General features: G+C 62.2%; 24 protein-coding genes and 1 pseudogene. 17 read left to right on the plus strand and 8 right to left on the minus strand.

Annotated features, from left to right (window positions below; translation table 11 throughout):
* Positions 1-22: 22 nt before the first annotated feature.
* Positions 23-697 (minus strand): RadC family protein, encoded by a 675-nt coding sequence (gene radC / locus FX984_RS18480; protein ID WP_027608292.1) that lies wholly within the window; start codon positions 695-697, stop codon positions 23-25.
* Between the two features lie 143 nt (positions 698-840).
* Here radC and coaBC point away from each other — a divergent pair, with 143 nt between their 5' ends.
* The 4 genes and pseudogenes from coaBC (at position 841) to argB (ending at position 5,096) form a co-directional block, all read left to right on the plus strand.
* On the plus strand, positions 841-2,049 hold the full coding sequence (gene coaBC, locus FX984_RS18485; protein WP_027608291.1) for a bifunctional phosphopantothenoylcysteine decarboxylase/phosphopantothenate--cysteine ligase CoaBC: 1,209 nt from the start codon (positions 841-843) through the stop codon (positions 2,047-2,049).
* A 5-nt stretch (positions 2,050-2,054) separates the two neighbouring features.
* Positions 2,055-2,510, plus strand: coding sequence for a dUTP diphosphatase (dut, locus tag FX984_RS18490; RefSeq protein WP_027608290.1), 456 nt, complete (start codon positions 2,055-2,057; stop codon positions 2,508-2,510).
* 240 nt (positions 2,511-2,750) lie between these two features.
* A pseudogene (locus FX984_RS18500) lies at positions 2,751-4,172 on the plus strand (phosphomannomutase/phosphoglucomutase); the annotation flags it as partial.
* 18 nt (positions 4,173-4,190) lie between these two features.
* Positions 4,191-5,096, plus strand: coding sequence for an acetylglutamate kinase (argB, locus tag FX984_RS18505; protein ID WP_015886532.1), 906 nt, complete (start codon positions 4,191-4,193; stop codon positions 5,094-5,096).
* Between the two features lie 62 nt (positions 5,097-5,158).
* On the opposite strand, the gene pyrE is transcribed toward argB, so the two are convergent.
* Entirely contained in the window at positions 5,159-5,806 is a 648-nt protein-coding gene (pyrE, locus tag FX984_RS18510; RefSeq protein WP_027608288.1) for an orotate phosphoribosyltransferase, read from the minus strand.
* Between the two features lie 82 nt (positions 5,807-5,888).
* Between pyrE and crc the strand changes: the two genes are divergently transcribed.
* The gene (crc, locus tag FX984_RS18515; protein ID WP_003195493.1) at positions 5,889-6,668 is read left to right on the plus strand and encodes a catabolite repression control protein Crc; all 780 of its coding nucleotides are present in this window, start codon (positions 5,889-5,891) and stop codon (positions 6,666-6,668) included.
* Positions 6,669-6,726: 58 nt separating this feature from the next.
* Here crc and FX984_RS18520 read toward each other — a convergent pair whose 3' ends face one another.
* Positions 6,727-7,095, minus strand: a complete 369-nt coding sequence (locus FX984_RS18520; RefSeq protein WP_027608287.1) for a DUF4870 domain-containing protein — start codon at positions 7,093-7,095, stop codon at positions 6,727-6,729.
* A gap of 22 nt (positions 7,096-7,117) precedes the next feature.
* The gene (gene rph, locus FX984_RS18525) at positions 7,118-7,840 is read right to left on the minus strand and encodes a ribonuclease PH (protein WP_027608286.1); all 723 of its coding nucleotides are present in this window, start codon (positions 7,838-7,840) and stop codon (positions 7,118-7,120) included.
* Positions 7,841-8,044: 204 nt separating this feature from the next.
* Here rph and FX984_RS18530 point away from each other — a divergent pair, with 204 nt between their 5' ends.
* From FX984_RS18530 to FX984_RS18555, 6 genes are all read left to right on the plus strand, one after another.
* The gene (locus FX984_RS18530) at positions 8,045-8,908 is read left to right on the plus strand and encodes a YicC/YloC family endoribonuclease (RefSeq protein WP_098480717.1); all 864 of its coding nucleotides are present in this window, start codon (positions 8,045-8,047) and stop codon (positions 8,906-8,908) included.
* Positions 8,909-8,918: 10 nt separating this feature from the next.
* A complete protein-coding gene (gmk, locus tag FX984_RS18535; RefSeq protein WP_027608284.1) occupies positions 8,919-9,539 on the plus strand; it encodes a guanylate kinase in 621 nt (206 codons plus the stop codon).
* Between the two features lie 167 nt (positions 9,540-9,706).
* Positions 9,707-9,970, plus strand: coding sequence for a DNA-directed RNA polymerase subunit omega (rpoZ, locus tag FX984_RS18540; RefSeq protein ID WP_003176920.1), 264 nt, complete (start codon positions 9,707-9,709; stop codon positions 9,968-9,970).
* A gap of 60 nt (positions 9,971-10,030) precedes the next feature.
* Entirely contained in the window at positions 10,031-12,136 is a 2,106-nt protein-coding gene (spoT, locus tag FX984_RS18545; protein WP_005792489.1) for a bifunctional GTP diphosphokinase/guanosine-3',5'-bis pyrophosphate 3'-pyrophosphohydrolase, read from the plus strand.
* A gap of 24 nt (positions 12,137-12,160) precedes the next feature.
* On the plus strand, positions 12,161-12,541 hold the full coding sequence (locus FX984_RS18550; protein WP_003176922.1) for a RidA family protein: 381 nt from the start codon (positions 12,161-12,163) through the stop codon (positions 12,539-12,541).
* A gap of 56 nt (positions 12,542-12,597) precedes the next feature.
* A complete protein-coding gene (locus FX984_RS18555; protein WP_092355863.1) occupies positions 12,598-13,341 on the plus strand; it encodes a hypothetical protein in 744 nt (247 codons plus the stop codon).
* 29 nt (positions 13,342-13,370) lie between these two features.
* Here the strand turns inward: FX984_RS18555 and FX984_RS18560 are convergent, their stop codons facing one another.
* Entirely contained in the window at positions 13,371-14,222 is an 852-nt protein-coding gene (locus FX984_RS18560) for an SDR family oxidoreductase (protein WP_098480716.1), read from the minus strand.
* Positions 14,223-14,411: 189 nt separating this feature from the next.
* Between FX984_RS18560 and exbB the strand changes: the two genes are divergently transcribed.
* The 6 genes from exbB (at position 14,412) to FX984_RS18590 (ending at position 21,195) form a co-directional block, all read left to right on the plus strand.
* Positions 14,412-15,392, plus strand: a complete 981-nt coding sequence (gene exbB / locus FX984_RS18565) for a tonB-system energizer ExbB (protein WP_027608281.1) — start codon at positions 14,412-14,414, stop codon at positions 15,390-15,392.
* Positions 15,393-15,398: 6 nt separating this feature from the next.
* The gene (gene exbD, locus FX984_RS18570) at positions 15,399-15,824 is read left to right on the plus strand and encodes a TonB system transport protein ExbD (protein WP_003195519.1); all 426 of its coding nucleotides are present in this window, start codon (positions 15,399-15,401) and stop codon (positions 15,822-15,824) included.
* The gene (locus tag FX984_RS18575) at positions 15,821-16,570 is read left to right on the plus strand and encodes a TonB family protein (protein WP_027608280.1); all 750 of its coding nucleotides are present in this window, start codon (positions 15,821-15,823) and stop codon (positions 16,568-16,570) included. Before exbD ends, FX984_RS18575 begins: the two co-directional genes overlap by 4 nt.
* A gap of 142 nt (positions 16,571-16,712) precedes the next feature.
* Positions 16,713-17,633, plus strand: a complete 921-nt coding sequence (locus FX984_RS18580; RefSeq protein WP_015886540.1) for a hydrogen peroxide-inducible genes activator — start codon at positions 16,713-16,715, stop codon at positions 17,631-17,633.
* Positions 17,634-17,641: 8 nt separating this feature from the next.
* Complete coding sequence (gene recG, locus FX984_RS18585; RefSeq protein WP_146476962.1) at positions 17,642-19,717, plus strand: ATP-dependent DNA helicase RecG; 2,076 nt, start codon at positions 17,642-17,644, stop codon at positions 19,715-19,717.
* 77 nt (positions 19,718-19,794) lie between these two features.
* A complete protein-coding gene (locus tag FX984_RS18590) occupies positions 19,795-21,195 on the plus strand; it encodes an aminoacyl-tRNA deacylase and HDOD domain-containing protein (protein WP_092355875.1) in 1,401 nt (466 codons plus the stop codon).
* 46 nt (positions 21,196-21,241) lie between these two features.
* Here the strand turns inward: FX984_RS18590 and FX984_RS18595 are convergent, their stop codons facing one another.
* The 3 genes from FX984_RS18595 to FX984_RS18605 form a co-directional block, all read right to left on the minus strand.
* Positions 21,242-21,616, minus strand: coding sequence for a hypothetical protein (locus FX984_RS18595; RefSeq protein WP_003195530.1), 375 nt, complete (start codon positions 21,614-21,616; stop codon positions 21,242-21,244).
* A 124-nt stretch (positions 21,617-21,740) separates the two neighbouring features.
* Entirely contained in the window at positions 21,741-22,667 is a 927-nt protein-coding gene (tagQ, locus tag FX984_RS18600; RefSeq protein ID WP_027608277.1) for a type VI secretion system-associated lipoprotein TagQ, read from the minus strand.
* 84 nt (positions 22,668-22,751) lie between these two features.
* Positions 22,752-24,410 carry a formylglycine-generating enzyme family protein gene (locus FX984_RS18605; protein WP_223841654.1) on the minus strand — a complete coding sequence of 553 codons (1,659 nt, stop codon included), beginning with the start codon at positions 24,408-24,410 and terminating at the stop codon, positions 22,752-22,754.
* Positions 24,411-24,413 lie beyond the last annotated feature (3 nt).

Genomic DNA, 24,413 nt, shown 5'->3' on the forward strand with positions numbered 1-24,413 from the left:
GGCCCGCCCCCAGGGGGCGGGCTTACATCCACCCATATTCCGCCATCGACAACGGATCACCGTCCCCCACGATGACGTGATCCAGTACCCGCACATCCACCACTTCCAAGGCCTTTTGCAGCAGCTTGGTCAATTTTCGATCAGCCGCGCTGGGCTCCACGCTCCCGGAAGGATGGTTGTGACACAGAATCAACGCCGCTGCGTTATAGGCCAGGGCGCGCTTGACCACTTGCCGCGGGTAGACCACGGCAGCGTCGATGGTCCCCTCGGACAACACTTCGAACCCCAGCACCCGATGCTTTGAATCGAGAAACAGACAGCCGAAAACTTCATGGGGCTCATGGCGCAACAGCGACTTGAGGTAATTGCGCACGGCCACCGGGCTTTCCAGCACCGAATCGCTGCGCAGGCGCTCGGCCATATGGCGCCGGGACATTTCCAGTACCGCCTGCAACTGCGCAAACTTCGCAGGCCCCAAGCCCAACTGCTGGCTGAACACCGCCTGGCTGGCTTCCAGCAGCGGGCGCAAACCGCCAAATTGCGCCAGCAGATGGCGCGCCAGGTCCACCGCGCTCCTGCCGGTTACGCCGGTGCGCAGGAAGATCGCCAGCAATTCAGCATCGGACAGACTCGCAGCACCCCACTCCAAAAGCTTCTCTCGCGGCCGCTCTGCCGCCGGCCAATCACGAATACTCATTCCACCTCCCTGTGCATGTGCGCCGCTGTTGCGGGGCGGGCGCTGTGTTATCGTAGGCCCTCTTTTTTGCGTGCGATTTCACCTGGGGAGGGGGCATCGCAGGCGTCACTGAACTGGCTTCACTGAACTGGAAAGGCAAACCAATGCAGCGTCTGTATCGGAAACGCATCGTTCTCGGCGTCGGCGGCGGCATTGCCGCCTACAAGAGCGCAGAGCTGGTCCGCAGGCTTCTCGACCAGGGCGCCGAAGTGCGCGTGGTCATGACCCGCGGCGGCAGTGAGTTCATTACTCCGCTGACCATGCAGGCCCTGTCCGGACACCCGGTTCACCTGGACCTGCTGGACCCGGCAGCCGAAGCCGCCATGGGTCATATCGAACTGGCCAAATGGGCCGACCTGGTACTGATCGCCCCTGCCACCGCCGACCTGATCGCGCGCCTGGCGCAAGGCATCGCCGATGACCTGCTGACCACCCTGGTACTGGCCACCGACGCCACCGTCGCCATCGCCCCGGCCATGAACCAGGCCATGTGGCGTGACCCGGCGACCCAGGCCAACACCCAGCTCCTGCAAAGCCGTGGCCTCAAGGTGTTCGGCCCGGCCTCCGGCAGCCAGGCCTGCGGCGATGTCGGCATGGGCCGCATGCTCGAGGCCACCGACCTGGCATTGTGCGCCGCCGAATGCTTCCAGCACCTGGCCCTGACCGGCCGGCACGTGCTGATTACGGCAGGCCCGACCCAGGAAAACATCGACCCGGTACGCTACATCACCAACCATAGCTCAGGAAAAATGGGCTTTGCCTTGGCGGAAGCCGCGGTCGAGGCAGGCGCACGCGTTACCCTGATCACCGGTCCGGTGCACTTGCCGACTCCCGATCGCGTCACGCGAATCGACGTAGTCAGCGCCCGGGACATGCTGGCCGCCTGTGAGGCCGCCATTCCCTGTGACCTGTTTATCGCTTCGGCAGCGGTTGCAGACTACCGCCCGGAAGTCGTCGCCCCGCAAAAGCTCAAGAAAGACCCTACGAGCGGCGACGGCCTGCTCCTGCAAATGGTGCGCAACCCGGACATCCTGGCCACCATTGCCACGCGTCCGGACCGCCCGTTCAGTGTCGGCTTTGCCGCCGAGACCGAGCACCTGCTCGACTACGCCGCACGCAAACTGAAAGACAAAAACCTCGACCTGATCGTTGCCAATGATGTCGCCAACCCGAGCATCGGCTTCAACAGCGAGGAAAACGCCTGCAGCGTGATCGACCGCGAGCTGCACGCCACTCTTTTCGCCCAGACCAGCAAAGGCAAGATTGCCCGCCAACTGATCTCTTTTATCGCCCAACGGCTGAACCAGGTTTAATTTCCATGCACGCTTTGCAAGCCAAGATCCTCGACCCCCGCATCGGCACCGAATTCCCGCTGCCGGCCTACGCCACCCCAGGTTCCGCCGGCCTGGACCTGCGCGCCATGCTCAAGCAAGACACCGTCCTTGAGCCGGGCCAGACCGTCCTGATTCCCACCGGCCTGTCGATCTACGTCGGCGACCCGGGCCTGGCTGCGCTGATCCTGCCGCGCTCCGGCCTGGGCCACAAACACGGTATCGTGCTGGGTAACCTGGTAGGCCTGATCGACTCGGACTACCAAGGCGAGTTGATGGTGTCGTGCTGGAATCGTGGCCAGACGGCGTTCAACATCGCTGTCGGCGAGCGCATTGCCCAGCTTGTACTGGTGCCGGTGGTGCAGGCGCACTTCGAACTGGTGCAGGATTTTGACGAAACCCAACGCGGCGCAGGTGGCTTTGGGCATTCCGGCAGTCACTGACTACGCTGAACCTGGCCGGGCACCTTTGCCCGGCTCGATGCCCCCGCAAGGCTTTTCAGGATGAAGAATGCGCGGACTTTATCAGCGAGATTTCCCATTTGAAATCAATGCATTACGCAGAAATAAAGACAGGGGCCAAGCTCCGATGGCACTTTTGCACCACGAACTCTCTGCCGAAAACACCGTCATACCCTTCAGTTTGAGCCTGCCGGTCAGCCACATTAAGGCCAGCCTTGCCCCCTTGAGATGGAGTTTCCCCCCGCGATGAGTACCGCAGCCCGAGTAGCCCCGACATTCCCCGACAGCATCTTTCGCGCCTATGACATTCGTGGCGTAGTCCCCAAGACCCTGACCGCCGAAACCGCCTACTGGATTGGCCGCGCCATTGGTTCCCAGAGCCTGGCCCAGGACGAGCCGAACGTCTCGGTCGGTCGTGACGGTCGCCTGTCCGGTCCGGAACTGGTGGAACAACTGATCCAGGGCCTGGCCGACAGCGGCTGCCATGTCAGCGATGTGGGCCTGGTGCCCACTCCCGCGCTGTACTACGCCGCCAATGTACTGGCCGGCAAATCCGGGGTAATGCTGACCGGCAGCCATAACCCGTCGGACTACAACGGCTTCAAGATCGTCATCGCCGGCGACACCCTGGCCAACGAACAGATCCAGGCCCTGCACACCCGCCTGAAGACCAACGACCTGACCAGCGGCAAAGGCAGCATCACCAAAGTTGACATCCTGCAGCGCTACTCTGATGAAATCACCGGCGACGTCAAACTCGCACGCCGCCTCAAAGTGGTGGTGGACTGCGGCAACGGCGCGGCCGGCGTAATCGCCCCGCAGCTGCTCGAAGCCCTGAACTGCGAAGTGATCCCGCTGTTCTGCGAGGTCGATGGCAACTTCCCCAACCACCACCCGGACCCAGGCAAACCGGAAAACCTGGTGGACCTGATCGCCAAGGTCAAGGAAACCGGTGCTGACGTCGGGCTGGCCTTTGACGGCGACGGCGACCGCGTAGGCGTGGTGACCGAAACCGGCGAGATCGTATTCCCGGACCGCCTGCTGATGCTGTTCGCCCGCGATGTGGTGGCGCGCAACCCGGGTGCCGAGATCATTTTCGACGTGAAGTGCACCCGCCGCCTCACCCCGTTGATCAAGGAATATGGCGGCCGTCCGCTAATGTGGAAGACCGGTCACTCGTTGATCAAAAAGAAAATGAAGGAAACCGGCGCACTGTTGGCCGGCGAAATGAGCGGCCACGTGTTCTTCAAGGAGCGCTGGTTCGGGTTTGACGACGGCATTTACAGCGCCGCCCGTCTGCTGGAGATCCTCAGCAAGGAAAAATCCACCGCCGAAGAGCTGTTTCAGACCTTCCCGAATGATATTTCTACGCCAGAGATCAATATCCATGTGACCGAGGAGAGCAAATTCAGCATCATTGACGCACTGCACGATGCGCAATGGGGCGAAGGCGCCCACCTGACCACCATTGATGGTGTGCGAGTCGATTACGCCAAGGGCTGGGGCCTGGTTCGCGCATCCAACACCACACCGGTGCTGGTGCTGCGTTTCGAGGCGGATACCGAGGCTGAGTTGCAGCGCATCAAGGACGTGTTCCACGCCCAGTTGAAACGTGTTGCCCCTGATCTCCAATTACCGTTCTGATTTTTACCGGAGCCCTGAATGACCCTCGAACGCGAAGCCGCTGCCAACACCGCCAAGGTCCTGTCCGAAGCGTTGCCTTACATTCGACGCTACGTCGGCAAGACGCTGGTGATCAAGTACGGCGGCAATGCCATGGAAAGCGACGAGCTGAAAACCGGCTTTGCCCGCGACATCGTGTTGATGAAAGCCGTGGGGATCAACCCCGTGGTGGTCCACGGCGGCGGCCCGCAGATCGGCGACCTGCTCAAGCGCTTGTCGATCGAGAGTCACTTCATCGATGGCATGCGCGTCACTGACGCGCAGACCATGGACGTGGTGGAGATGGTCCTCGGCGGCCAGGTGAACAAAGACATCGTCAACCTGATCAACCGTCACGGCGGCAGCGCCATTGGCCTGACCGGCAAGGACGCCGAGCTGATCCGCGCGAAAAAACTGACCGTTACCCGTCAGACGCCGGAAATGACCCAGCCGGAAATCATCGATATCGGCCAGGTAGGCGAAGTGATCGGCATCAACACCGACCTGCTGAACCTGCTGGTCAAGGGCGACTTCATCCCGGTGATCGCGCCGATCGGCGTGGGTGCCAACGGTGAGTCCTACAACATCAACGCCGACCTGGTGGCGGGTAAGGTGGCCGAAGCATTGAAGGCTGAAAAGCTGATGCTGCTGACCAACATTGCCGGCCTGATGGACAAGGAAGGCAAGGTGCTGACCGGTTTGACCACTCAACAAGTGGACGAACTGATCGCCGACGGCACCATCTACGGCGGCATGCTGCCGAAGATCCGTTGCGCGCTGGAAGCGGTGCAAGGCGGCGTCGGCAGCTCGCTGATCCTGGATGGCCGGGTGCCGAATGCAATCTTGCTGGAAATCTTCACCGATACGGGTGTGGGCACGCTGATCAGTAATCGCAAGCGCCCTTAAAACGCTGAAAACAAAAAGCCCCGCTCAACCTGGTTGAGCGGGGCTTTTTTATGGTTCGGCGATTACTGAACGCCGAACTGCTCGCGATACGCCTTAACTGCCGGCAAGTGCTGCTTGAGCTGCGGATCGTCTTCCAGGAACTGCAACACCTGGTTCAGCGACACGATGCTGACCACTGGAATACCGAAATCACGCTCCACTTCCTGGATCGCCGACAACTCACCGTTGCCACGCTCCTGGCGGTTCAGCGCGATCAGCACACCGGCGGCCTTGGCGCCGTCCTGGGACGCGATGATCTGCATCACCTCACGGATAGCCGTACCGGCCGTGATCACGTCATCGATGATCAATACATCGCCGGTAAGCGGCGCGCCCACCAGGCTGCCGCCTTCGCCATGGGCCTTGGCTTCCTTGCGGTTGAAGCACCATGGCAGATCGCGCCCATGATGTTCCGCCAGGGCCACGGCCGTTGCAGCCGCCAGGGGGATGCCCTTGTAGGCCGGGCCAAACAGCACGTCGAAGGAAATACCGCTTTCAACGATGGCTGCCGCGTAGAAACGCCCCAGCTGAGCCAGGGCCGAACCCGAGTTGAACAAGCCGGCATTGAAGAAATACGGGCTGGTGCGCCCGGACTTGAGGGTGAACTCACCGAAGCGCAAAACCCCGCGATCGATGGCAAAACGAATGAAATCGCGTTGATACGCCTGCATGAAAAAAGCCTCAGATACCACGGATTTAGCTAATTAGGTAGACGGCGTGTATCATACACGCACGCGATTTTTGGGGCCATTTATGCGGATCATCAGTGTGAACGTTAATGGTATTCAGGCTGCAGTCGAGCGTGGTTTGCTCAGTTGGCTGCAAGCTCAGAATGCCGACGTCATCTGCCTGCAGGACACCCGCGCCTCCGCCTTTGAACTGGACGACCCAGCCTTCCAACTGGATGGCTACTTCCTTTATGCCTGCGATGCCGAAGTGCCCACCCAAGGTGGCGTGGCTTTGTACTCGCGGTTGCAACCCAAGGCGGTCATCAGCGGCCTCGGCTTCGAGACAGCCGACCGCTACGGGCGCTACCTGCAAGCCGATTTCGACAAGGTCAGCATCGCGACCTTGCTGCTTCCTTCGGGGCAGAACGGCGATGAAGACTTGAACCAGAAGTTCAAGCTAATGGACGATTTCGCCCGTTACCTGGATAAACAGCGACGCAAACGTCGCGAGTACATTTACTGTGGCTCGCTGTACGTGGCGCAACAGAAGCTGGATATCAAGAACTGGCGTGACAGCCAGCAATCCCCGGGCTTCCTGGCGCCGGAACGGGCCTGGATGGACGAGATTGTCGGCAACATGGGCTATGTGGATGCGCTGCGCGAAGTCAGCCGCGAAGGCGACCAGTACAGCTGGTGGCCAGACAATGAACAGGCTGAGATGCTCAACCTGGGCTGGCGCTTCGACTACCAGTTGCTGACCCCGGGTCTGCGCCGGTTCGTGCGCAGTGCACGCCTGCCGCGCCAGCCGCGCTTCTCGCAGCACGCGCCGCTGATCGTGGACTACGACTGGACACTGACCATCTAGGGTCTTTATCCAGGCACAAAAAAACCGACATCGCTGTCGGTTTTTTTGTGGGTGTTGATTATTTGACCAGGCGCCAGGTCAAGGGATAGCGATAGGCGATCCCTTTGTTGGCTTTGATTGCGCCGATGATCGTCAGCACCACGCTTGCGATGACCAGGGCCGTCATCAGGAAAAACCCAATGACCGCGAAGGCCAGCACGATGCAAATGATCCAGGCGATGGCTACGGTGATCTGGAAATTCAGTGCCTCCTTGCCCTGGTCGTCAATGAACGGATCCACTTCTTTTTTCATCTGCCACAGGATCAGCGGCCCCACGACGCTGCCGAAGGGGAATACAAACCCCAGGAACGCAGCAAGATGGCACAACATTGCCCCCTGACGCACCTCGTAGGAAGGCGTAGGCACCGGCATTTGGCTGTCATTCATGGCGCTTCTCCTTGAGGCGTACTCAGTCAGCCAGTGCGGCGTTCTGCAGTTCGAAGATCTCAGTCATGCCTTTCTGGGCCAGGGCCAGCATGGCGTTCAGCTCGGCCGGCTGGAATGGCGCACCTTCGGCGGTGCCCTGCACTTCGATGAAACCACCGGTGCTGGTCATCACTACGTTCAGGTCGGTCTCGGCAGCCGAGTCTTCCAGGTAATCCAGGTCCAGCACCGGCTCGCCCTGGTACATGCCCACCGATACGGCGGCGATCATCTGCTTCAGTGGGTCGCCGCCTTTCAGGCCGCCGCGCTTCTTGATGACTTTAAGCGCATCGACCAGCGCCACCATGGCGCCGGTGATGGACGCGGTGCGCGTACCGCCATCGGCCTGGATCACGTCACAGTCGACGTAGAGGGTCACGTCGCCCAGCTTGGTCATATCCAGGGCCGCGCGCAGGGAGCGCCCGATCAGGCGCTGGATTTCCAGGGTACGGCCGCCTTGCTTGCCACGGCTGGCTTCACGCTGGTTACGCTCGCCGGTGGCGCGTGGCAGCATGCCATATTCGGCGGTCAGCCAACCCTGGCCCTGGCCCTTGAGGAAGCGCGGCACGCCATTTTCAACGCTGACGGTGCAGATAACCTTGGTATCGCCAAACTCGACCAGTACGGATCCCTCGGCGTGTTTGGTGTAGTTGCGGGTGATGCGGATCGAGCGGAGCTGATCGGCAACGCGACCACTTGGACGTTTCATAGGGGGTACCTGTACTGAGGACGAAAAACTGCCGAGCATTATAGAGCCGCGAGCCGATTCGGGGCACTGCTAAAAATCTGCTTACGAATGCCCAGGGTTTGGGCGCGCCCGCCCCACTGCGCTACAATCCCGCGCCTTCGCAGCCTGTCGGCTTCAATTTACCCATCAGCCCGCTTTCGCGGGACTGCATCGCGAGGTACCTCCATGGTGCACAGCATGACCGCCTTTGCCCGCGTCGAAAAAGCCGGCGCCCAAGGCACCCTGAGCTGGGAACTGCGCTCGGTCAACAGCCGCTACCTGGAGCCGCACCTGCGCCTGCCGGAATCCTTCCGCGACCTCGAAGGCGCCGTGCGTGAGGCACTGCGCCAGGGCATCTCCCGCGGCAAGCTGGAATGCACCCTGCGTTTTACCGAAGAAACCACCGGCAAGCCGCTGCAGGTAGACCGCGAGCGCGCTGCGCAACTGGTCGCCGCGGCCGAAACCGTCGCCGGCCTGATCAAGCAGCCCGCCGCACTGAACCCTCTGGAAGTGCTGGCCTGGCCCGGCGTGCTGGTGGCCGACGCCTCCGATCCGCAAGCCCTCAATGCCGAAGCCCTCGCCCTGTTCACCCAGGGATTGAAGGAACTCAAGGCTGGCCGCGAGCGTGAAGGCGCCGAACTGGCCCGACTGATCAACGAGCGCCTGGCGTCGATCGAAGCAGACGTGGTCACCTTGCGCGAGCTGGTACCGCAGATGCTCGCCACCCAACGCCAGAAGATCCTGGACCGCTTCACCGACATGAAGGCCGACCTCGACCCCGTGCGCCTGGAGCAGGAAATGGTGCTGCTCGCGCAGAAGAGCGATGTCGCCGAAGAACTGGATCGCCTGAGCACCCACATCCTCGAAGTGCGCCGCGTGCTCAAGTCCGGCGGCGCCGCTGGTCGGCGCCTGGACTTCCTGATGCAGGAACTCAACCGCGAAGCCAATACACTGGGCTCCAAGGCTTTCGATCCGCGCAGCACCACGGCGGCGGTCAACCTCAAGGTGTTGATCGAGCAGATGCGCGAACAAGTACAGAATATTGAGTAAGGCAACCTCCATGACCCATAGCACCGGCACCCTGTACATCATTTCCGCCCCTTCGGGCGCGGGCAAGAGCAGCCTGGTCAAGGCCCTGACCGACGCTGACGAGCAGATTCGCATCTCGATCTCCCACACCACCCGCGCCATGCGTCCGGGCGAGGTGAACGGCGTGCACTATCACTTCGTCGAGCGCACCGAGTTCGTCAAGATGATCGAGCATGGCGACTTCCTCGAGCGCGCCGAGGTGTTCGGCAACCTCTACGGCACCTCGCAGAGCCACCTGCAGCAGACCCTGGACGAAGGCCACGACCTGATCCTGGAAATCGACTGGCAGGGTGCCGAGCAAGTGCGCCAGCTGATGCCCAAGGCACGCTCGATCTTTATCCTGCCGCCGTCGCTCGAAGCCTTGCACCAGCGCCTGACCAACCGTGGCCAGGACAGCGACGAGATCATCGAAGGCCGCATGCGGGAAGCTGTCAGCGAAATGAGCCACTATGTCGACTACGACTACCTGATCATTAACGACGATTTTTCCCACGCGCTGGATGACCTGAAGGCGATTTTCCGCGCCAATCAGCTCCAGCAAAAGCGTCAACAGCAGCGTTTCGGCAAATTACTCGCCGAACTGCTCGGCTGATTGGCCCTTCCCAAAACCGCTGCAAGGGCTTTACATTGGCGCTTGCAGCGGTTTTGCGAGGGTCTGCGAAAAATCAGCGCTTCCCTAAACGCTGGTGATTTTTTAAACTGCTCAGTCCGCTCGCCCAACCGGGCAGCGCGCATCTTGCATTCGCTCCGAGGAATACCATGGCCCGCGTAACCGTTGAAGACTGCCTAGAACACGTGGATAACCGCTTTGAGCTGGTCATGCTCTCTACCAAGCGTGCCCGTCAACTGGCCACTGGCGGCAAAGAGCCTCTGGTCCAGTGGGAAAACGACAAGCCTACCGTTGTAGCCCTGCGTGAAATCGCTGAAGGCCTGATGAGCTACGAGTTCATCGCCAACGCTGAAATCGTTGAAGACGAACCGCTGTTTGCAGCGTTCGAGGACGAGTCCAACGAGGCCGTCTAAGCCTATGCCTGGTCGACGTAGCACGGCGCGGGGTCACAGCCTTCGGCAGGAGTTCACACTTTGCCGAGCATAGACGCCCTCGCCGATCGCTTATCGGCCTACCTCGGCCCCGACCAGGTCAACCTGGTCCGCCGAGCGTATTTCTACGCCGAACAAGCCCACGACGGCCAACGCCGCCGAAGCGGTGAGGCGTATGTCACCCATCCCCTTGCGGTGGCAAATATCCTGGCCGACATGCACATGGACCATCAGAGCCTGATGGCCGCGATGCTGCATGACGTGATCGAAGACACCGGCATTGCCAAGGAAGCGCTCAGTGCGCAATTTGGCGAAACCGTGGCCGAACTGGTCGACGGGGTCAGCAAACTGACCCAGATGAACTTCGAGACCAAGGCCGAAGCCCAGGCGGAAAACTTCCAGAAAATGGCCATGGCCATGGCCCGGGACATCCGGGTGATTCTGGTCAAGCTGGCCGACCGGCTGCACAACATGCGCACGCTGGAAGTGCTGTCCGGCGAAAAACGCCGGCGCATCGCCAAGGAAACCCTGGAAATCTACGCGCCCATCGCCAACCGGCTGGGCATGCACGCCATTCGTATCGAGTTCGAAGACCTCGGCTTCAAGGCCATGCACCCGATGCGTTCGGCGCGCATCTACCAGGCCGTCAAGCGCGCCCGGGGCAATCGCAAGGAAATCGTCAACAAGATCGAAGAGTCCCTGAGCCATTGCCTGGCGATCGACGAGATCGAGGGCGAGGTCAGCGGCCGGCAGAAGCATATCTACGGCATCTACAAGAAGATGCGCGGCAAGCGCCGGGCCTTCAACGAGATCATGGACGTGTACGCGTTCCGCATCATCGTGGACAAGGTCGATACCTGCTATCGCGTCCTCGGTGCGGTACATAATTTGTACAAACCCCTGCCGGGGCGCTTCAAGGACTACATCGCCATTCCCAAGGCCAACGGCTATCAATCGCTGCATACCACGCTGTTCGGTATGCACGGGGTGCCGATCGAGATCCAGATCCGCACCCGGGAAATGGAAGAGATGGCCAACAACGGCATCGCCGCCCATTGGCTGTACAAATCCAGCGGCGACGAGCAGCCCAAAGGCACCCATGCCCGCGCCCGCCAATGGGTCAAGGGCGTGCTGGAAATGCAGCAACGTGCCGGCAACTCCCTGGAATTCATCGAAAGCGTGAAGATCGACCTGTTCCCGGACGAGGTCTACGTGTTCACGCCCAAAGGCCGGATCATGGAGCTGCCCAAAGGCTCCACTGCGGTCGACTTTGCCTACGCGGTACACACCGACGTCGGCAACAGCTGCATTGCCTGCCGGATCAACCGGCGCCTGGCCCCGCTGTCGGAACCGCTGCAAAGCGGCTCCACTGTGGAGATCGTCAGCGCACCGGGCGCGCGCCCGAACCCGGCGTGGCTGAACTTCGTGGTTACCGGCAAGGCGCGCACACACATCCGCCACGCACTGAAACTGCAGCGCCGCTCCGAGTCCATCAGCCTGGGCGAGCGCCTGCTGAACAAAGTGCTCAACGGTTTCGACAGCGCCTTGGACAAGATTGCCCAGGAGCGCGTGCAAGCGATGCTCCACGAGTATCGCCAGGAAACCATCGAGGACCTGCTGGAAGATATCGGCCTGGGCAACCGCATGGCCTACGTGGTCGCCCGCCGCCTGCTGGGTGAAGGCGAACAACTGCCAAGCCCGGAAGGCCCGCTGGCGATTCGCGGCACCGAGGGCCTGGTGCTCAGCTATGCCAAATGCTGCACGCCGATCCCTGGCGACCCGATTGTCGGCCACCTGTCGGCCGGCAAGGGCATGGTCGTTCACCTCGACAACTGCCGCAACATCACCGAGATCCGCCACAACCCGGAAAAATGCATCCAGCTCTCGTGGGCCAAGGATGTCACCGGCGAATTCAACGTCGAACTGCGCGTGGAGCTGGAACACCAGCGCGGCCTGATCGCCCTGCTGGCCAGCAGCGTCAACGCGGCCGACGGCAATATCGAGAAAATCAGCATGGACGAGCGCGATGGTCGCATCAGCGTGGTCCAGCTGGTGGTCAGCGTGCATGACCGCGTGCATCTGGCCCGCGTGATCAAGAAACTGCGCGCCTTGACCGGTGTGATCCGCATCACCCGCATGCGTGCGTAGCCCATCCATTACAAGGAGTCATTCATGACCAAGACCGTTATCACCAGCGACAAGGCCCCAGCCGCCATCGGTACTTACTCCCAGGCCATCAAGGCGGGCAACACCGTCTACATGTCCGGCCAGATTCCGCTGGACCCAAAGACCATGGAACTGGTGGAAGGCTTCGAAGCCCAGACCGTACAGGTCTTCGAAAACCTCAAGTCCGTGGCCGAAGCTGCCGGCGGCTCGTTCAAGGACATCGTCAAGCTGAACATCTTCCTCACCGACCTGAGCCACTTCGCCAAGGTCAACGAGATCATGGGCAAGTACTTCGAACAACCGTACCCAGCCCGTGCCGCCATTGGTGTGGCCGCCCTGCCAAAGGGCGCGCAGGTTGAGATGGACGCAATTCTGGTCATCGAGTAAAACACCCGGCGCAGCCTCCACAGGCTGCGCCGACTTCGTTTTAAAAGGATTTCATGATGCGCAAAGCGCTTGTAGCCTCTTCGTTGCTCGCCCTGTTGCTCGGCGGCTGCGCCAGCAACCCTGCCAACCAGGATGTGAGCGGCACCTGGATCAACCAGGTCGCCATCGATGCGGCAGCCAAGGGCGGCCCTTTGCGTGAAGCGCTGCAAAGCTATGGCCCGAACCTCGAGTGGGAGGTCAACCCCAAGGCTTCGCAGGCACGTTACTACAACGGTTTTGAAGTCGCCGAAGGCAAGTTGCTCGGCGAACAGTCCGGTGCCTGGAGCGTCGACTTCTACGGCAGCTCCGCCACTGAACTCAAGCGCAAAGGCAGGCAACTGCTGCAAGTGGCCAACGACAACGAGCCCGAGCAGCTCTTTGCCCGCGCCAAGGAACCTGCACCGGACGGTGCGCCGCTGGGTGCCAACTTCGAACGCGCCCTGTACGCAGCCTATATGGGCGGCGACTGGAAGATCACCGACGGCTTCGGCAACGGTGCCACCGTCCAGTTCCAGCCTGACGGCAAGGTCGCCGGTCTGCCCAATGTTGATCGGTACTCTCTGTGCCTGGCCGGTGACTGTGCCTCCATGAGCGGCGGCTACGACAGCATGTGGCTGCAGCTCAACGGCGTGGGCAACCCGTGGATCTTCATGCGCAAAGGCAAGCAGCTGGAGATCTTCCAGGCGATCAACACCGCACAGGCGGACGAAGTGCCTCAGTTCACTCCCGGGCCGCGTCAATGGCTGCTTGAAAAGCAATAGCAGTCATCACCCACATTTTTAACCGCATTTCAGCCTTTAAGAATGGCTGCGTACCCTTCGCGGTAGCTCGCATACGTGGGCGTCCACCCCAGCGCCTTTATCCGGGCATTGCTGCATTGCTTGCTGCCCGCACGCCGCACACTCGCGTCCTCGGACCACTCAGTGACGCCCAGGTAGTCACGCAGCCAGGCCACCACCTCGGCCAAGGGCGCCGGTGCGTCATCGACGCCGATATAGACCTTATCCAGCGAACCGCCCTGCTCCACGTGGCGTAGCAAAAATGCCAGCAAGCCCGCCGCATCATCGGCGTGTATACGGTTGCCATATAAAGGTGGATCAAGCGCTACACGGTACCCCTGGCGCACCTGGGTCAGCAGCCATTCGCGACCAGGACCGTAAATGCCGGTCAACCGCACGACGCTCGCAGGAATGCCACTGTTAAGTGCCACCTGCTCGGCCTCCAGCATGACTTGCCCGGAATAACCCTTGGCCTGTGTTTCGGAGGTTTCGTCGACCCACTCGCCATTCTGCTGCCCGTACACACTGCTGCTGGATACAAACAGCAGGTGCTTGGGCTCCTGGCCGTAATCCTTCAGCCACTCCAGCACGTGCTGCAGACCTTGCACGTAAGCGGCGCGATAACCGGCCTCATCGTGGTCGGTGGCGGCGGCGCAGTACACCAGGTAATCCACCCCGCCGATCGGCCAGGTGTCAGGGCAATCCTTGTTGAACAGGTCGCCGGCAATGCCGATCACCCCCTCGGGCAGGCGCGAAATATCGCGCCGCAGGCCATGAACCTCCCATTCCGAGGCCAGCAATTGGCTAGCCAGCCGACTACCCACATCGCCACATCCGGCAATCACAACAGAAGGCACAGACATCATAAAACTCCGTTCTTAAAGGTCTAGATTAGCCCTCGCAGCAGACCGGCGGCCAGAAAAAGGGCAAATAAAGTTACTGTATTACTTCTGTTAACAAGAATTACTTGCAATAATAACCGCCCATTTGTCCTCGACCCCTTTGGGTCTGGAAGGACGATCACTCATTTTCTTCTCTCAGGTCCGGCCAGCATGACACGTAATACAACCCCCGCTTCGCCAACCACGCTTCACAGCCCATCCCGCGCCTGGCGTGCGATTGCTGCGATGCTGTTCAGCGTACTGCTGGCGCCGACCGCCGCATTCGCTGATGCCACCGCCCCGGCTACCCCGGCCGCCGCCGAGCACAATGCTGCGGCTCCAACCGCACCCGCTGCTGCCCCCGCGGCCACCGACCCGGCCCAGGCTGCATCCCCAGCCGCCGCCGACGAAACCGGTGTCGTGCTGGAAGAAGACAACACCCTGGGCATGGCCCACGACCTGTCGCCATGGGGTATGTACCAGAATGCTGACGTGGTGGTGAAAGCCGTGATGATCGGCCTGGCCATCGCGTCGATCATTACCTGGACCATCTGGATCGCCAAAGGCTTCGAGCTGCTGGGTGCCAAGCGCCGTCTGCGCGCTGAAATCGTCCACCTGAAGAAAGCCACCACCCTCAAGGAAGCCAGCGAAAGCGCGACCAAGAAAGGCACCCTGGCAAACACCCTGGTGCACGACGCACTGGAAGAAATGCGCCTGTCGGCCAACACCCGTGAAAAAGAAGGCATCAAGGAGCGCGTGGCGTTCCGCCTGGAACGCCTGGTTGCAGCCTGCGGCCGTAACATGAGCAGCGGCACCGGCGTGCTGGCGACCATCGGCTCCACCGCGCCGTTCGTCGGCCTGTTCGGTACCGTCTGGGGCATCATGAACAGCTTCATCGGCATCGCCAAAACCCAGACCACCAACCTCGCCGTCGTCGCCCCCGGCATCGCCGAAGCCCTGCTGGCAACCGCCCTGGGCCTGGTCGCCGCGATTCCTGCGGTAGTGATCTACAACGTCTTCGCCCGTTCGATTGCCGGCTACAAGGCCCAGGTATCGGATGCGTCGGCAGAAGTCCTGCTGCTGGTCAGCCGCGACCTCGATCACCTGCCTACCGAGCGCAGCTCGCAACCGCACATGGTGAAAGTGGGGTAATCGGCCATGGGCCTGCATTTGAATCAAGGCGACGACGAACTCGTCGAGAACCACGAAATCAACGTCACGCCGTTTATCGACGTGATGCTCGTGCTGCTGATCATCTTCATGGTGGCCGCTCCATTGGCCACCGTGGACATCAAGGTTGACCTGCCCGCCTCCAGCGCCAAGCCTGCGCCGCGGCCGGAGAAACCGATCTTCCTCAGCGTCAAGGCGGACCAACGCCTGTTCCTGGGCGAAGAAGAAGTCAAGGCCGAAACCCTGGGGCCGGTGCTCGATGCCAAGACCCAAGGCAAGAAGGACACGACGATCTTCTTCCAGGCCGACAAAGGCGTGGACTACGGCGACCTGATGAGCGTGATGGATGCCCTGCGGGCAGCCGGCTACCTCAAGGTAGGCCTGGTCGGACTTGAGACGGCAGCCAAGAAATGATCACGACGCGCCACAAACTGACGCGTTATGGCACCAGCCTCGCCGTCGTGCTGGGCGTGCATGCCGTCGCGATTGCCATCGCGCTCCACTGGTCAGCGCCGCGCACGGTGCAGTTGCCGCCAGCGGCCATGGTCATCGACCTGGCCCCGATGCCTGCACCGCCGCCGCCGGCGCCGCCGAAAGTGGTAACGCCGCCGCAACCGCCTGCACCGGTGGAAGAGCTGCCCCTGCCGAAACTGGCCGAGGCGCCCAAGCCAACGATCCAGGTGCCCAAGCCGGTCAAGCCCAAGCCTAAACCGCAGCCGCCCAAGCCGGTGGAGAAAAAGATCGAGCCGCCCAAGGAGAAACCCTCCGAGGACCCGCCGAGCGACGCTCCGCCCACCAAGGCACCGGCTGAAAAATCGGCCCAGCCCGTACCTGGCCCGTCGCCGCAACAGATCGCCGCCAAAGCGTCCTGGGAAGGCACCCTGCTGGCACACTTGCAGAAGTACAAGAAGTACCCGCCAGGTGCCCAGGCCCGTGGCAAGGAAGGCCTGAACCGCCTGAAGTTCGTGGTGGATGGCGACGGTAACGTGCTGTCCTACGAGTTGGTGGGGCGTTCCGGCAACGCCGACCTGGACCGCGCCACCCTGGACATGATCCGTCGTGCCCAGCCGCTGCCCAAGCCGCCGGCCGACATGCTCAAGGGCGGCAGCATCGAGATCGTTGCACCGTTCGTGTACAACATCGAAAAACGTCGTCGCTGAAAATGATGGTGGCGAGGGACACCCCTCGCCACTCTCAGCAAAATCCCGCGCATTCCCCGCTCAATCCCCAGCAAAGTTCTGATAACGTGCGTCTATCGATTGCAGCCGGTATGCTTGGCCCGCAACCTCATGGACGCCCGCTATGACTCTTACAGAATTACGCTACATCGTTACCCTCGCCCAAGAGCAGCACTTTGGCCACGCGGCCGAACGCTGCCACGTCAGCCAGCCGACGCTGTCGGTGGGCGTGAAAAAGCTTGAAGACGAACTCGGTGTGCTGATTTTCGAGCGCAGCAAAAGCGCCGTGCGCCTCACCCCAGTGGGCGAAGGCATCGTTGCCCAGGCCCAGAAGGTGCTGGAACAGGCGCAAAGCATTCGTGAACTGGCCCAGGCCGGTAAGAACCAGCTGACTGCACCGCTGAAAGTCGGCGCCATCTATACCGTCGGCCCGTACCTGTTCCCGCACCTGATCCCGCAACTGCACCGCGTCGCGCCGCAGATGCCGCTGTATATCGAAGAAAACTTCACCCACGTGCTGCGCGACAAACTGCGCAACGGCGAGCTGGACGCGATCATCATCGCCCTGCCGTTCAACGAAGCGGATGTGTTGACCCTGCCGCTCTACGACGAGCCGTTCTACGTGCTGATGCCCGCCTCCCATCCGTGGACGCAAAAAGACACCATCGACGCCGGCCTGCTCAACGACAAGAGCCTGCTGTTGCTCGGCGAAGGCCACTGCTTCCGCGACCAGGTGCTGGAAGCCTGCCCGACCCTGACCAAAGGCAACGACGGCGCCAAGCACACCACCGTGGAATCCAGCTCCCTGGAAACCATCCGGCATATGGTCGCTTCCGGCCTGGGTATCTCGATCCTGCCGCTGTCGGCAGTGGACAGCCATCACTACGCCCCCGGCGTGATCGAAGTGCGTCCACTGACGCCGCCGGTGCCGTTCCGTACCGTGGCGATTGCCTGGCGCGCCAGCTTCCCACGGCCCAAAGCCATTGAGATCCTCGCCGACTCGATCCGCCTGTGTTCGGTGGCCAAGCCGCCTGCTGCGAGCTAAGTAAACGTATGACTGAGCTGTCGCAGGTGTCGGTGACGGCACTCAAGGGTGTCGGCGAGGCCATGGCCGAGAAGCTGGCCAAGGTCGGCCTGGAAAACCTCCAGGACGTGCTGTTCCACCTGCCCCTGCGCTATCAGGACCGCACTCGCGTGGTGCCCATCGGCCAACTGCGTCCCGGGCAGGATGCCGTGGTCGAAGGCACCGTCAGCGGCGCCGATGTGGTGATGGGCAAGCGCCGCAGTCTGGTGGTGCGCCTGCAGGATGGCACCGGCGGCCTGAGCCTGCGTTTCTACCATTTCAGTAACGCACAGAAGGAAGGCCTCAAGCGCGGCACCCGCGTGCGCTGCTACGGCGAAGCGCGCCCCGGCGCCTCGGGCCTGGAGATCTACCACCCGGAATACCGTGCCATTACCGGTGACGAACCGCCGCCGGTGGACACCACCCTCACGCCGATCTACCCGCTCACCGAAGGCCTGACCCAACAGCGCCTGCGCCAATTGTGCATGCAGACCCTGGGCATGCTTGGCCCGCAGAGCCTGCCCGACTGGCTGCCCCTGGAACTGGCCCGCGACTACCAACTGGCGCCACTGGCCGATGCGATCCGCTACCTGCATCACCCCCCTGCGGACGCCGATGTCGACGAACTGGCCCTGGGTCATCACTGGGCCCAGCACCGCCTGGCCTTCGAGGAGCTGCTGACTCACCAACTGTCCCAGCAACGCCTGCGCGAAAGCATGCGCTCCCTGCGTGCGCCGGCCATGCCCAAGGCCACGCGCCTGCCTGCGCAATACCTGGCCAACCTCGGCTTTGCGCCGACCGGTGCCCAGCAGCGCGTGGGCAATGAAATCGCCTACGACCTCAGCCAGCACGAGCCGATGCTGCGCCTGATCCAGGGCGACGTGGGCGCGGGCAAGACCGTGGTCGCCGCCCTCGCCGCCCTGCAAGCCCTGGAAGCCGGTTACCAGGTGGCGCTGATGGCGCCCACCGAGATCCTCGCCGAGCAGCACTTCATCACGTTCAAGCGCTGGCTCGAGCCCCTGGGCCTGGAAGTCGCGTGGCTGGCCGGCAAGCTCAAGGGCAAGACGCGCGCGGCCGCGCTGGAACAGATCGCCGCCGGTGCACCGATGGTGGTGGGCACCCATGCGCTGTTCCAGGACGAAGTGCAGTTCAAGAACCTGGCCCTGGTGATTATCGACGAACAGCACCGCTTCGGCGTGCAACAGCGCCTGGCCCTGCGCCAGAAAGGCGTGGGCGGGCGCATGAACCCGCACCAGTTGATCATGACCGCCACCCCGATCCCGCGCACCCTGGCCATGAGCGCCTACGCCGACCTCGACACTTCGATCCTCGACGAACTGCCCCCCGGCCGCACACCGGTCAACACCGTGCTGGTCACCGACACCCGGCGCGTCGAAGTGATCGAGCGTGTGCGCGGCGCCTGCGCCGAAGGCCGCCAGGCGTACTGGGTGTGCACACTGATCGAAGAGTCCGAGGAGCTGACCTGCCAGGCCGCCGAGACCACCTATGAAGACCTCACCAGCGCCCTGGGGGAACTCAAGGTCGGGCTGATCCATGGGCGCATGAAGCCCGTCGAAAAGGCCGCGGTGATGGCTGAATTCAAGGCCGGTAACCTGCAGCTGCTGGTCGCTACCACCGTGATTGAAGTGGGCGTGGACGTGCCCAACGCCAGCCTGATGATCATCGAAAACCCCGAGCGCCTGGGCCTGGCGCAATTGCACCAATTGCGCGGCCGTGTTGGCCGAGGCAGTGCCGCCAGCCACTGCGTGCTGCTCTACCACCCGCCGTTGTCGCAGATCGGCCGCCAACGCCTGGGCATCATGCGCGAGACCAACGACGGTTTTGTCATCGCCGAAAAAGACCTTGAACTGCGCGGCCCCGGCGAAATGCTCGGCACCCGCCAGACCGGCCTGCTGCAGTTCAAGGTCGCCGACCTGATGCGCGACGCCGACCTGCTGCCCGCCGTGCGCGATGCAGCGCAGGCATTGCTGGAGCGCTGGCCGGATCACATCAGCCCGCTGCTGGATCGCTGGCTGCGCCATGGGCAGCAATACGGCCAAGTGTGACGCCTGCCTCACTTATCCGACCTACAGGTGTATCAAGCTGGTTATACTTCGGTGACTGTAAGAAATTGGATCAGGCCATGTCAGAAGTTGCCCACGCCACAGCCCCATTGACCGCCCCGCCGGTCATTCGGGCTTTGCTCGCAAAACTCGCCATCAGCTACACGGAAGTCACCGAACATCCGGGCCTGAATCCTGCGCAAAAAGTCCAGGCCGTCTTGCTGGAAGACGCGGTGGGCGCCCTGATGGTGCTGTTCCCGCAGAACCAGCTGCTGGACCTCAACCGCCTCACCGAACTCACGGGTCGCCGCCTTACGGCCGTGTCGCCGGAGCGCGTCGCGCGCATGCTGGGCAAGCACGACCTGAGCCTGCTGCCGGGCCTGCCGGCACTCACCAGTTCACCGTGCCTGTACGAAGGCAGCCTGCTCGACGAACCGAGCCTGCTGGTGCATTCAGGTGAAGCCGGGCTGCTGCTGGAAATCGCCAGCGACGCGTTCAAGACCATGCTCACCAAGGCCAGCGCCGCCCAGTTCGGTGAACCGCTGAGCAACATCCGCCCGAACCTCGACCGCCCCAATGATGACCGTGAGGAAATCACCCAGGCGATGCAGGCGTTTACCGCCCGCCGCATCCAGCAACGCCTGGAAGCGACCATCGAGATTCCACCGCTGGCCGACACCGCCCAGAAGATCATCAAGCTGCGCGTCGACCCCAATGCCACCATCGACGACATCACCGGCGTGGTCGAAACCGACCCGGCCCTGGCCGCCCAGGTGGTGAGCTGGGCCGCATCGCCGTACTACGCATCGCCGGGCAAGATCCGCTCGGTGGAAGACGCCATCGTGCGCGTGCTGGGTTTTGACCTGGTGATCAACCTCGCCTTGGGCCTGGCCCTGGGCAAGACCTTGAGCCTGCCCAAGGACCACCCGCACCAGGCCACACCGTACTGGCACCAGTCCATCTACACCGCCGCCGTGATCGAAGGCCTGACCCGCGCCATGCCCCGCGCCCAGCGCCCGGAAGCCGGCCTGACCTACCTCGCCGGCCTGCTGCACAACTTCGGCTACCTGTTGCTGGCCCATGTGTTCCCGCCGCACTTCTCGCTGATCTGCCGCCACCTGGAGGTCAACCCGCACCTGTGCCACAGCTATGTGGAGCAACACTTGCTGGGCATCAGCCGCGAGCAGATCGGCGCCTGGCTGATGCGCTACTGGGACATGCCGGACGAGCTGTCCACTGCCCTGCGTTTCCAGCACGACCCGACCTACGATGGGCAATACGCCGAATACCCGAACCTGGTGTGCCTGGCCGTGCGCCTGCTGCGCAGCCGGGGGATTGGGTCCGGGCCGGACGAGACCATCCCGGACGAACTGCTTGAGCGTCTGGGCTTGAGCCGTGACAAAGCGGATGAAGTCGTGGCCAAGGTGCTGGATGCCGAGGTGCTGCTGCGCGAATTGGCCTCGCAGTTCAGCCAGGGCTGAATCTGGCGCCTGTCAGATAGCTATCCAACTCGGTCGACCTGAAAGCCTACTTCTTTTTCTTCGGCTTCAAATACTTGGTCAACCCCTGGAACCAGATCACCAGCGCCGGGTTGCCCTTGATCTGGATCGACTTGTCCTGAATCCCCGTCATGAACGCCAGTTGCTTGTTCTTCGCCTGCATCGTGGCGAAGCCGTAGGCCGCATCCTTGAACGCAATGGCAAACGCCGGCGCCGGGTGGACACCCGAGCGACTGGTGATGCGCTGGTCCTTGACGATGAAGTGACGGGCAACCTTGCCGTCGAGGGTCTGCAACTGGAACGCGAGGTCTTTGTCACCCAGCTGTTGCTGGAAGGCAGGATTGGTGCGGCTGGCTTTGCCCATCATCAGGCCCAGCACCCACAGGAGAAGACGAAATTTCATGCACACGGCCTCGGTGTAATTATTGAGTGGCCGCAGCAGTTTAACCAATTGCAAAAAGAACGCTACCGATCTTGCGCATTAGCGGAAGATCGGCTGGCGTTTGACACTTATAGCAGCATGTTACTTAAACGTTAGGGCAAGGCACCGGTGCCCAGTCGACCAGGTTAGGATCGCGGCAAGTGCCTTCGATCTGCGCTTTACCGGCGCTGGCGACCTTCTTGCTTTCATCCTGCTTGGTCTGGGCGGTCTGGAAGGTTTTCTCGGTGCTCACGGCTTCTGTTGGTACGGTTGGAAGCGGTGGCTTTTTCGGTGGCTTGGTGCCGGTACCTTTCTTCTTGCCCGGCGTCACAACGGGCGTTACATCGGCCTTGGCCACGGTGACCACGTCGGCACGCTGTACGCCGACCTGCTGCAGGTCTTTCTCGTAGGCCTGGGTGTAGTTGTTCAGGTCTTCGGCGGCTTTGCCGTTGACCGCCACGATCAGGTCATTGGATTCCTTCAGGCCCGAGACGATTTCCGCCAGGCGCTTGCGGCCTTCGGTGTCGTTGACGGTCTTGGCTTTGCGATCCGCCACCAACTTGGTGAATGCGCTCTGGTAGCACTGCTGGGACGCCCTGGCGTACGCGGTGCTGCGGTCGATATCGGAGGCGCTTTTGTTCACGTCAGCCGCATACGAGGCAATGCGCTGGTTGTCATCGGCGATCTGCTTCTGACGCTCGGTGTAGTAACCCGCTGCGCCGCCGGCCAGGGCCCCGCCCGCTGCACCGATGGCGGCGTTACGGCCACGTTTTTCCTTGTCGCCGGTCAGGGCGCCGAGCAGGGCACCGCCGGCCGCGCCGATGGCCGCACCGGTCACCACCGACTTGGTCATGTTCGAATCGGTGGCGCGCAAGTGCTGCACCGGCTCGTAGCAGTTGGGGTAGTACTCGACCTTGGTGCTCGACGCGACCTTGGAGGCCGGCGACGTGGCGCAGCCGGTCAGCACAGTGCTGAAGCCGGCCGCGATCAGCAGCAAGTGACGCTTGGAAACCGCCTTACGGGAAAAAAGCATAGGTTGTGTTCTCTTCTAAGTTTGACTTGCCCAGCACGGCCACTGCCGCCTGAGTCCCTTCCAAGCTCGCCATACAGCCAGCGATCAGCGCTGACCGCTCGCTGCGAGCAATTCCTTCAAGATCGTCGCCGGGTCGGCCCGCTGTTGCTTGCGGTAGTTGCCGACATGGCGAACGAACAGTGTTGCGCGCGTCACCAGGCTCTTGCCGAGCACGGGCTTGCGATCCAACTCTTCCTTGATCCGTTGAAACTGCGCCTGGATCACCGCATCGGTGTAACGCGTGCCGGTGGCCAGGTTGTCGATATAGATCGCCACCGCGCCATCGAGGGCGCTGCGTCCGTTTTCGATGGCCGTGGCAAACAGTGCCGCGCTGGCCTCTTCCTTGTTGTCCAGGGCCTGCTGGCGACTCTTCTGCAGGTTGGCCAGGCGGATGTTGTAGTTGCTGATGGTCTCGGCCACCAGCGCGGCCGACTGAATCAGGTTGCCCGCCGCTTCTTCGCGTTGCTGGGCGATCAGCGAGACATTGCGCTTGAGTTCTTCATTGACCAGCCCGAGTTCGGCCTGCAGCTTGGGGTCGACGCTGGCGGCGATGATGCTGTCCAGGCGCTTGGTCGGGTCCTGGGCGTCATCGATGGCGTCGGTCAGCGAGGCCAGGCGGCCCTCTTTCTGCCACTGCGCAAACAACTCCTTGTAACGCGAGCGCGGCGCCGACAACGCACCGATTGCCACGCGAAAACCCGTGGTCTCGTTGCTCTGCTCGGTGCCGTCGGCGGCGAACAGCGGGTATTCGCGGCGCATGCCGGTAAACAGCGTGCCCTCGCCTTCGAGGTAGTTGCCGCCCTTGACCACAAAGCCGCCGTAGGTGCCCTGGCGACGACCGGCGTGCACCAGCTGGAAGGACTCCTGGACCATTTCCGCGGCGTTGCCGATCACGTCGAACATGCCGATGGGGTTGGGCAGCTTGGTACCGATAGGCATCAAGCGTGCGGCCTGGCCAGTACCGCCGGCGACCTGGTTGAACACCGCGTAATCACCCAGCGGGCCATCGCTTTCACTGCCTTCAACGCGGCGTGGAAACAGGCGCCCTTCCAAGTCCTGGCGACTCACCGCCTGGCCACCGCGTGCGGCGAACTCCCACTCCACTTCAGTGGGCAGGCGCACGAAACCCAGGCCGCCGTCTTCCGCCGACGACCCACGACCGCTCACCGGCAGCAAATCGCGGTGGTATTTCATCAGCCAGGCGCTGTACACCGCCGAGAAGCGCTCAGCCTCAAAGCGCGACAGCTTCACCTTGGGCAAACGCCCGGCCATGCCGGTGGGCGCATCGCACGCCGGTGCCGGTTCGCCACTGGCCAGGGATTGCGCCTGGGCCATCACCTGGGCGTACTGGCGGGCGGTCACTTCGTACTTGCCGATGAAGTACAGCATGGGCTTGAGGGGGGTCTTGGCGTCGGTCTTCGGCATCAACGGCGCAATGACTTTGCTCCAGTCTTTCGGCAAGTCCTTGAGGGTGAACTGGCCGTTGATAAAGTCGCGGCGGTAGCCGGAGATAAATGACTGCTGGTAACCCGCCTCGCCTTCGGCGAAGGGGTAGCCGAGGCTGATCTCGCGGTCATCCAAGGTCCCTTGGGCCAGCACATAGGCGTAGCGGAACACCATAGTGCCTTCGCACGGCAGCGGCAGGCTGACGTCGTCGGGCAACGGCTTGGGGTTGTCGAGCTTGTCGCTCGCTTCATCGGCCATGGC

Source organism: Pseudomonas marginalis, from assembly GCF_008692035.1.
Taxonomy (GTDB): domain Bacteria; phylum Pseudomonadota; class Gammaproteobacteria; order Pseudomonadales; family Pseudomonadaceae; genus Aquipseudomonas; species Aquipseudomonas marginalis.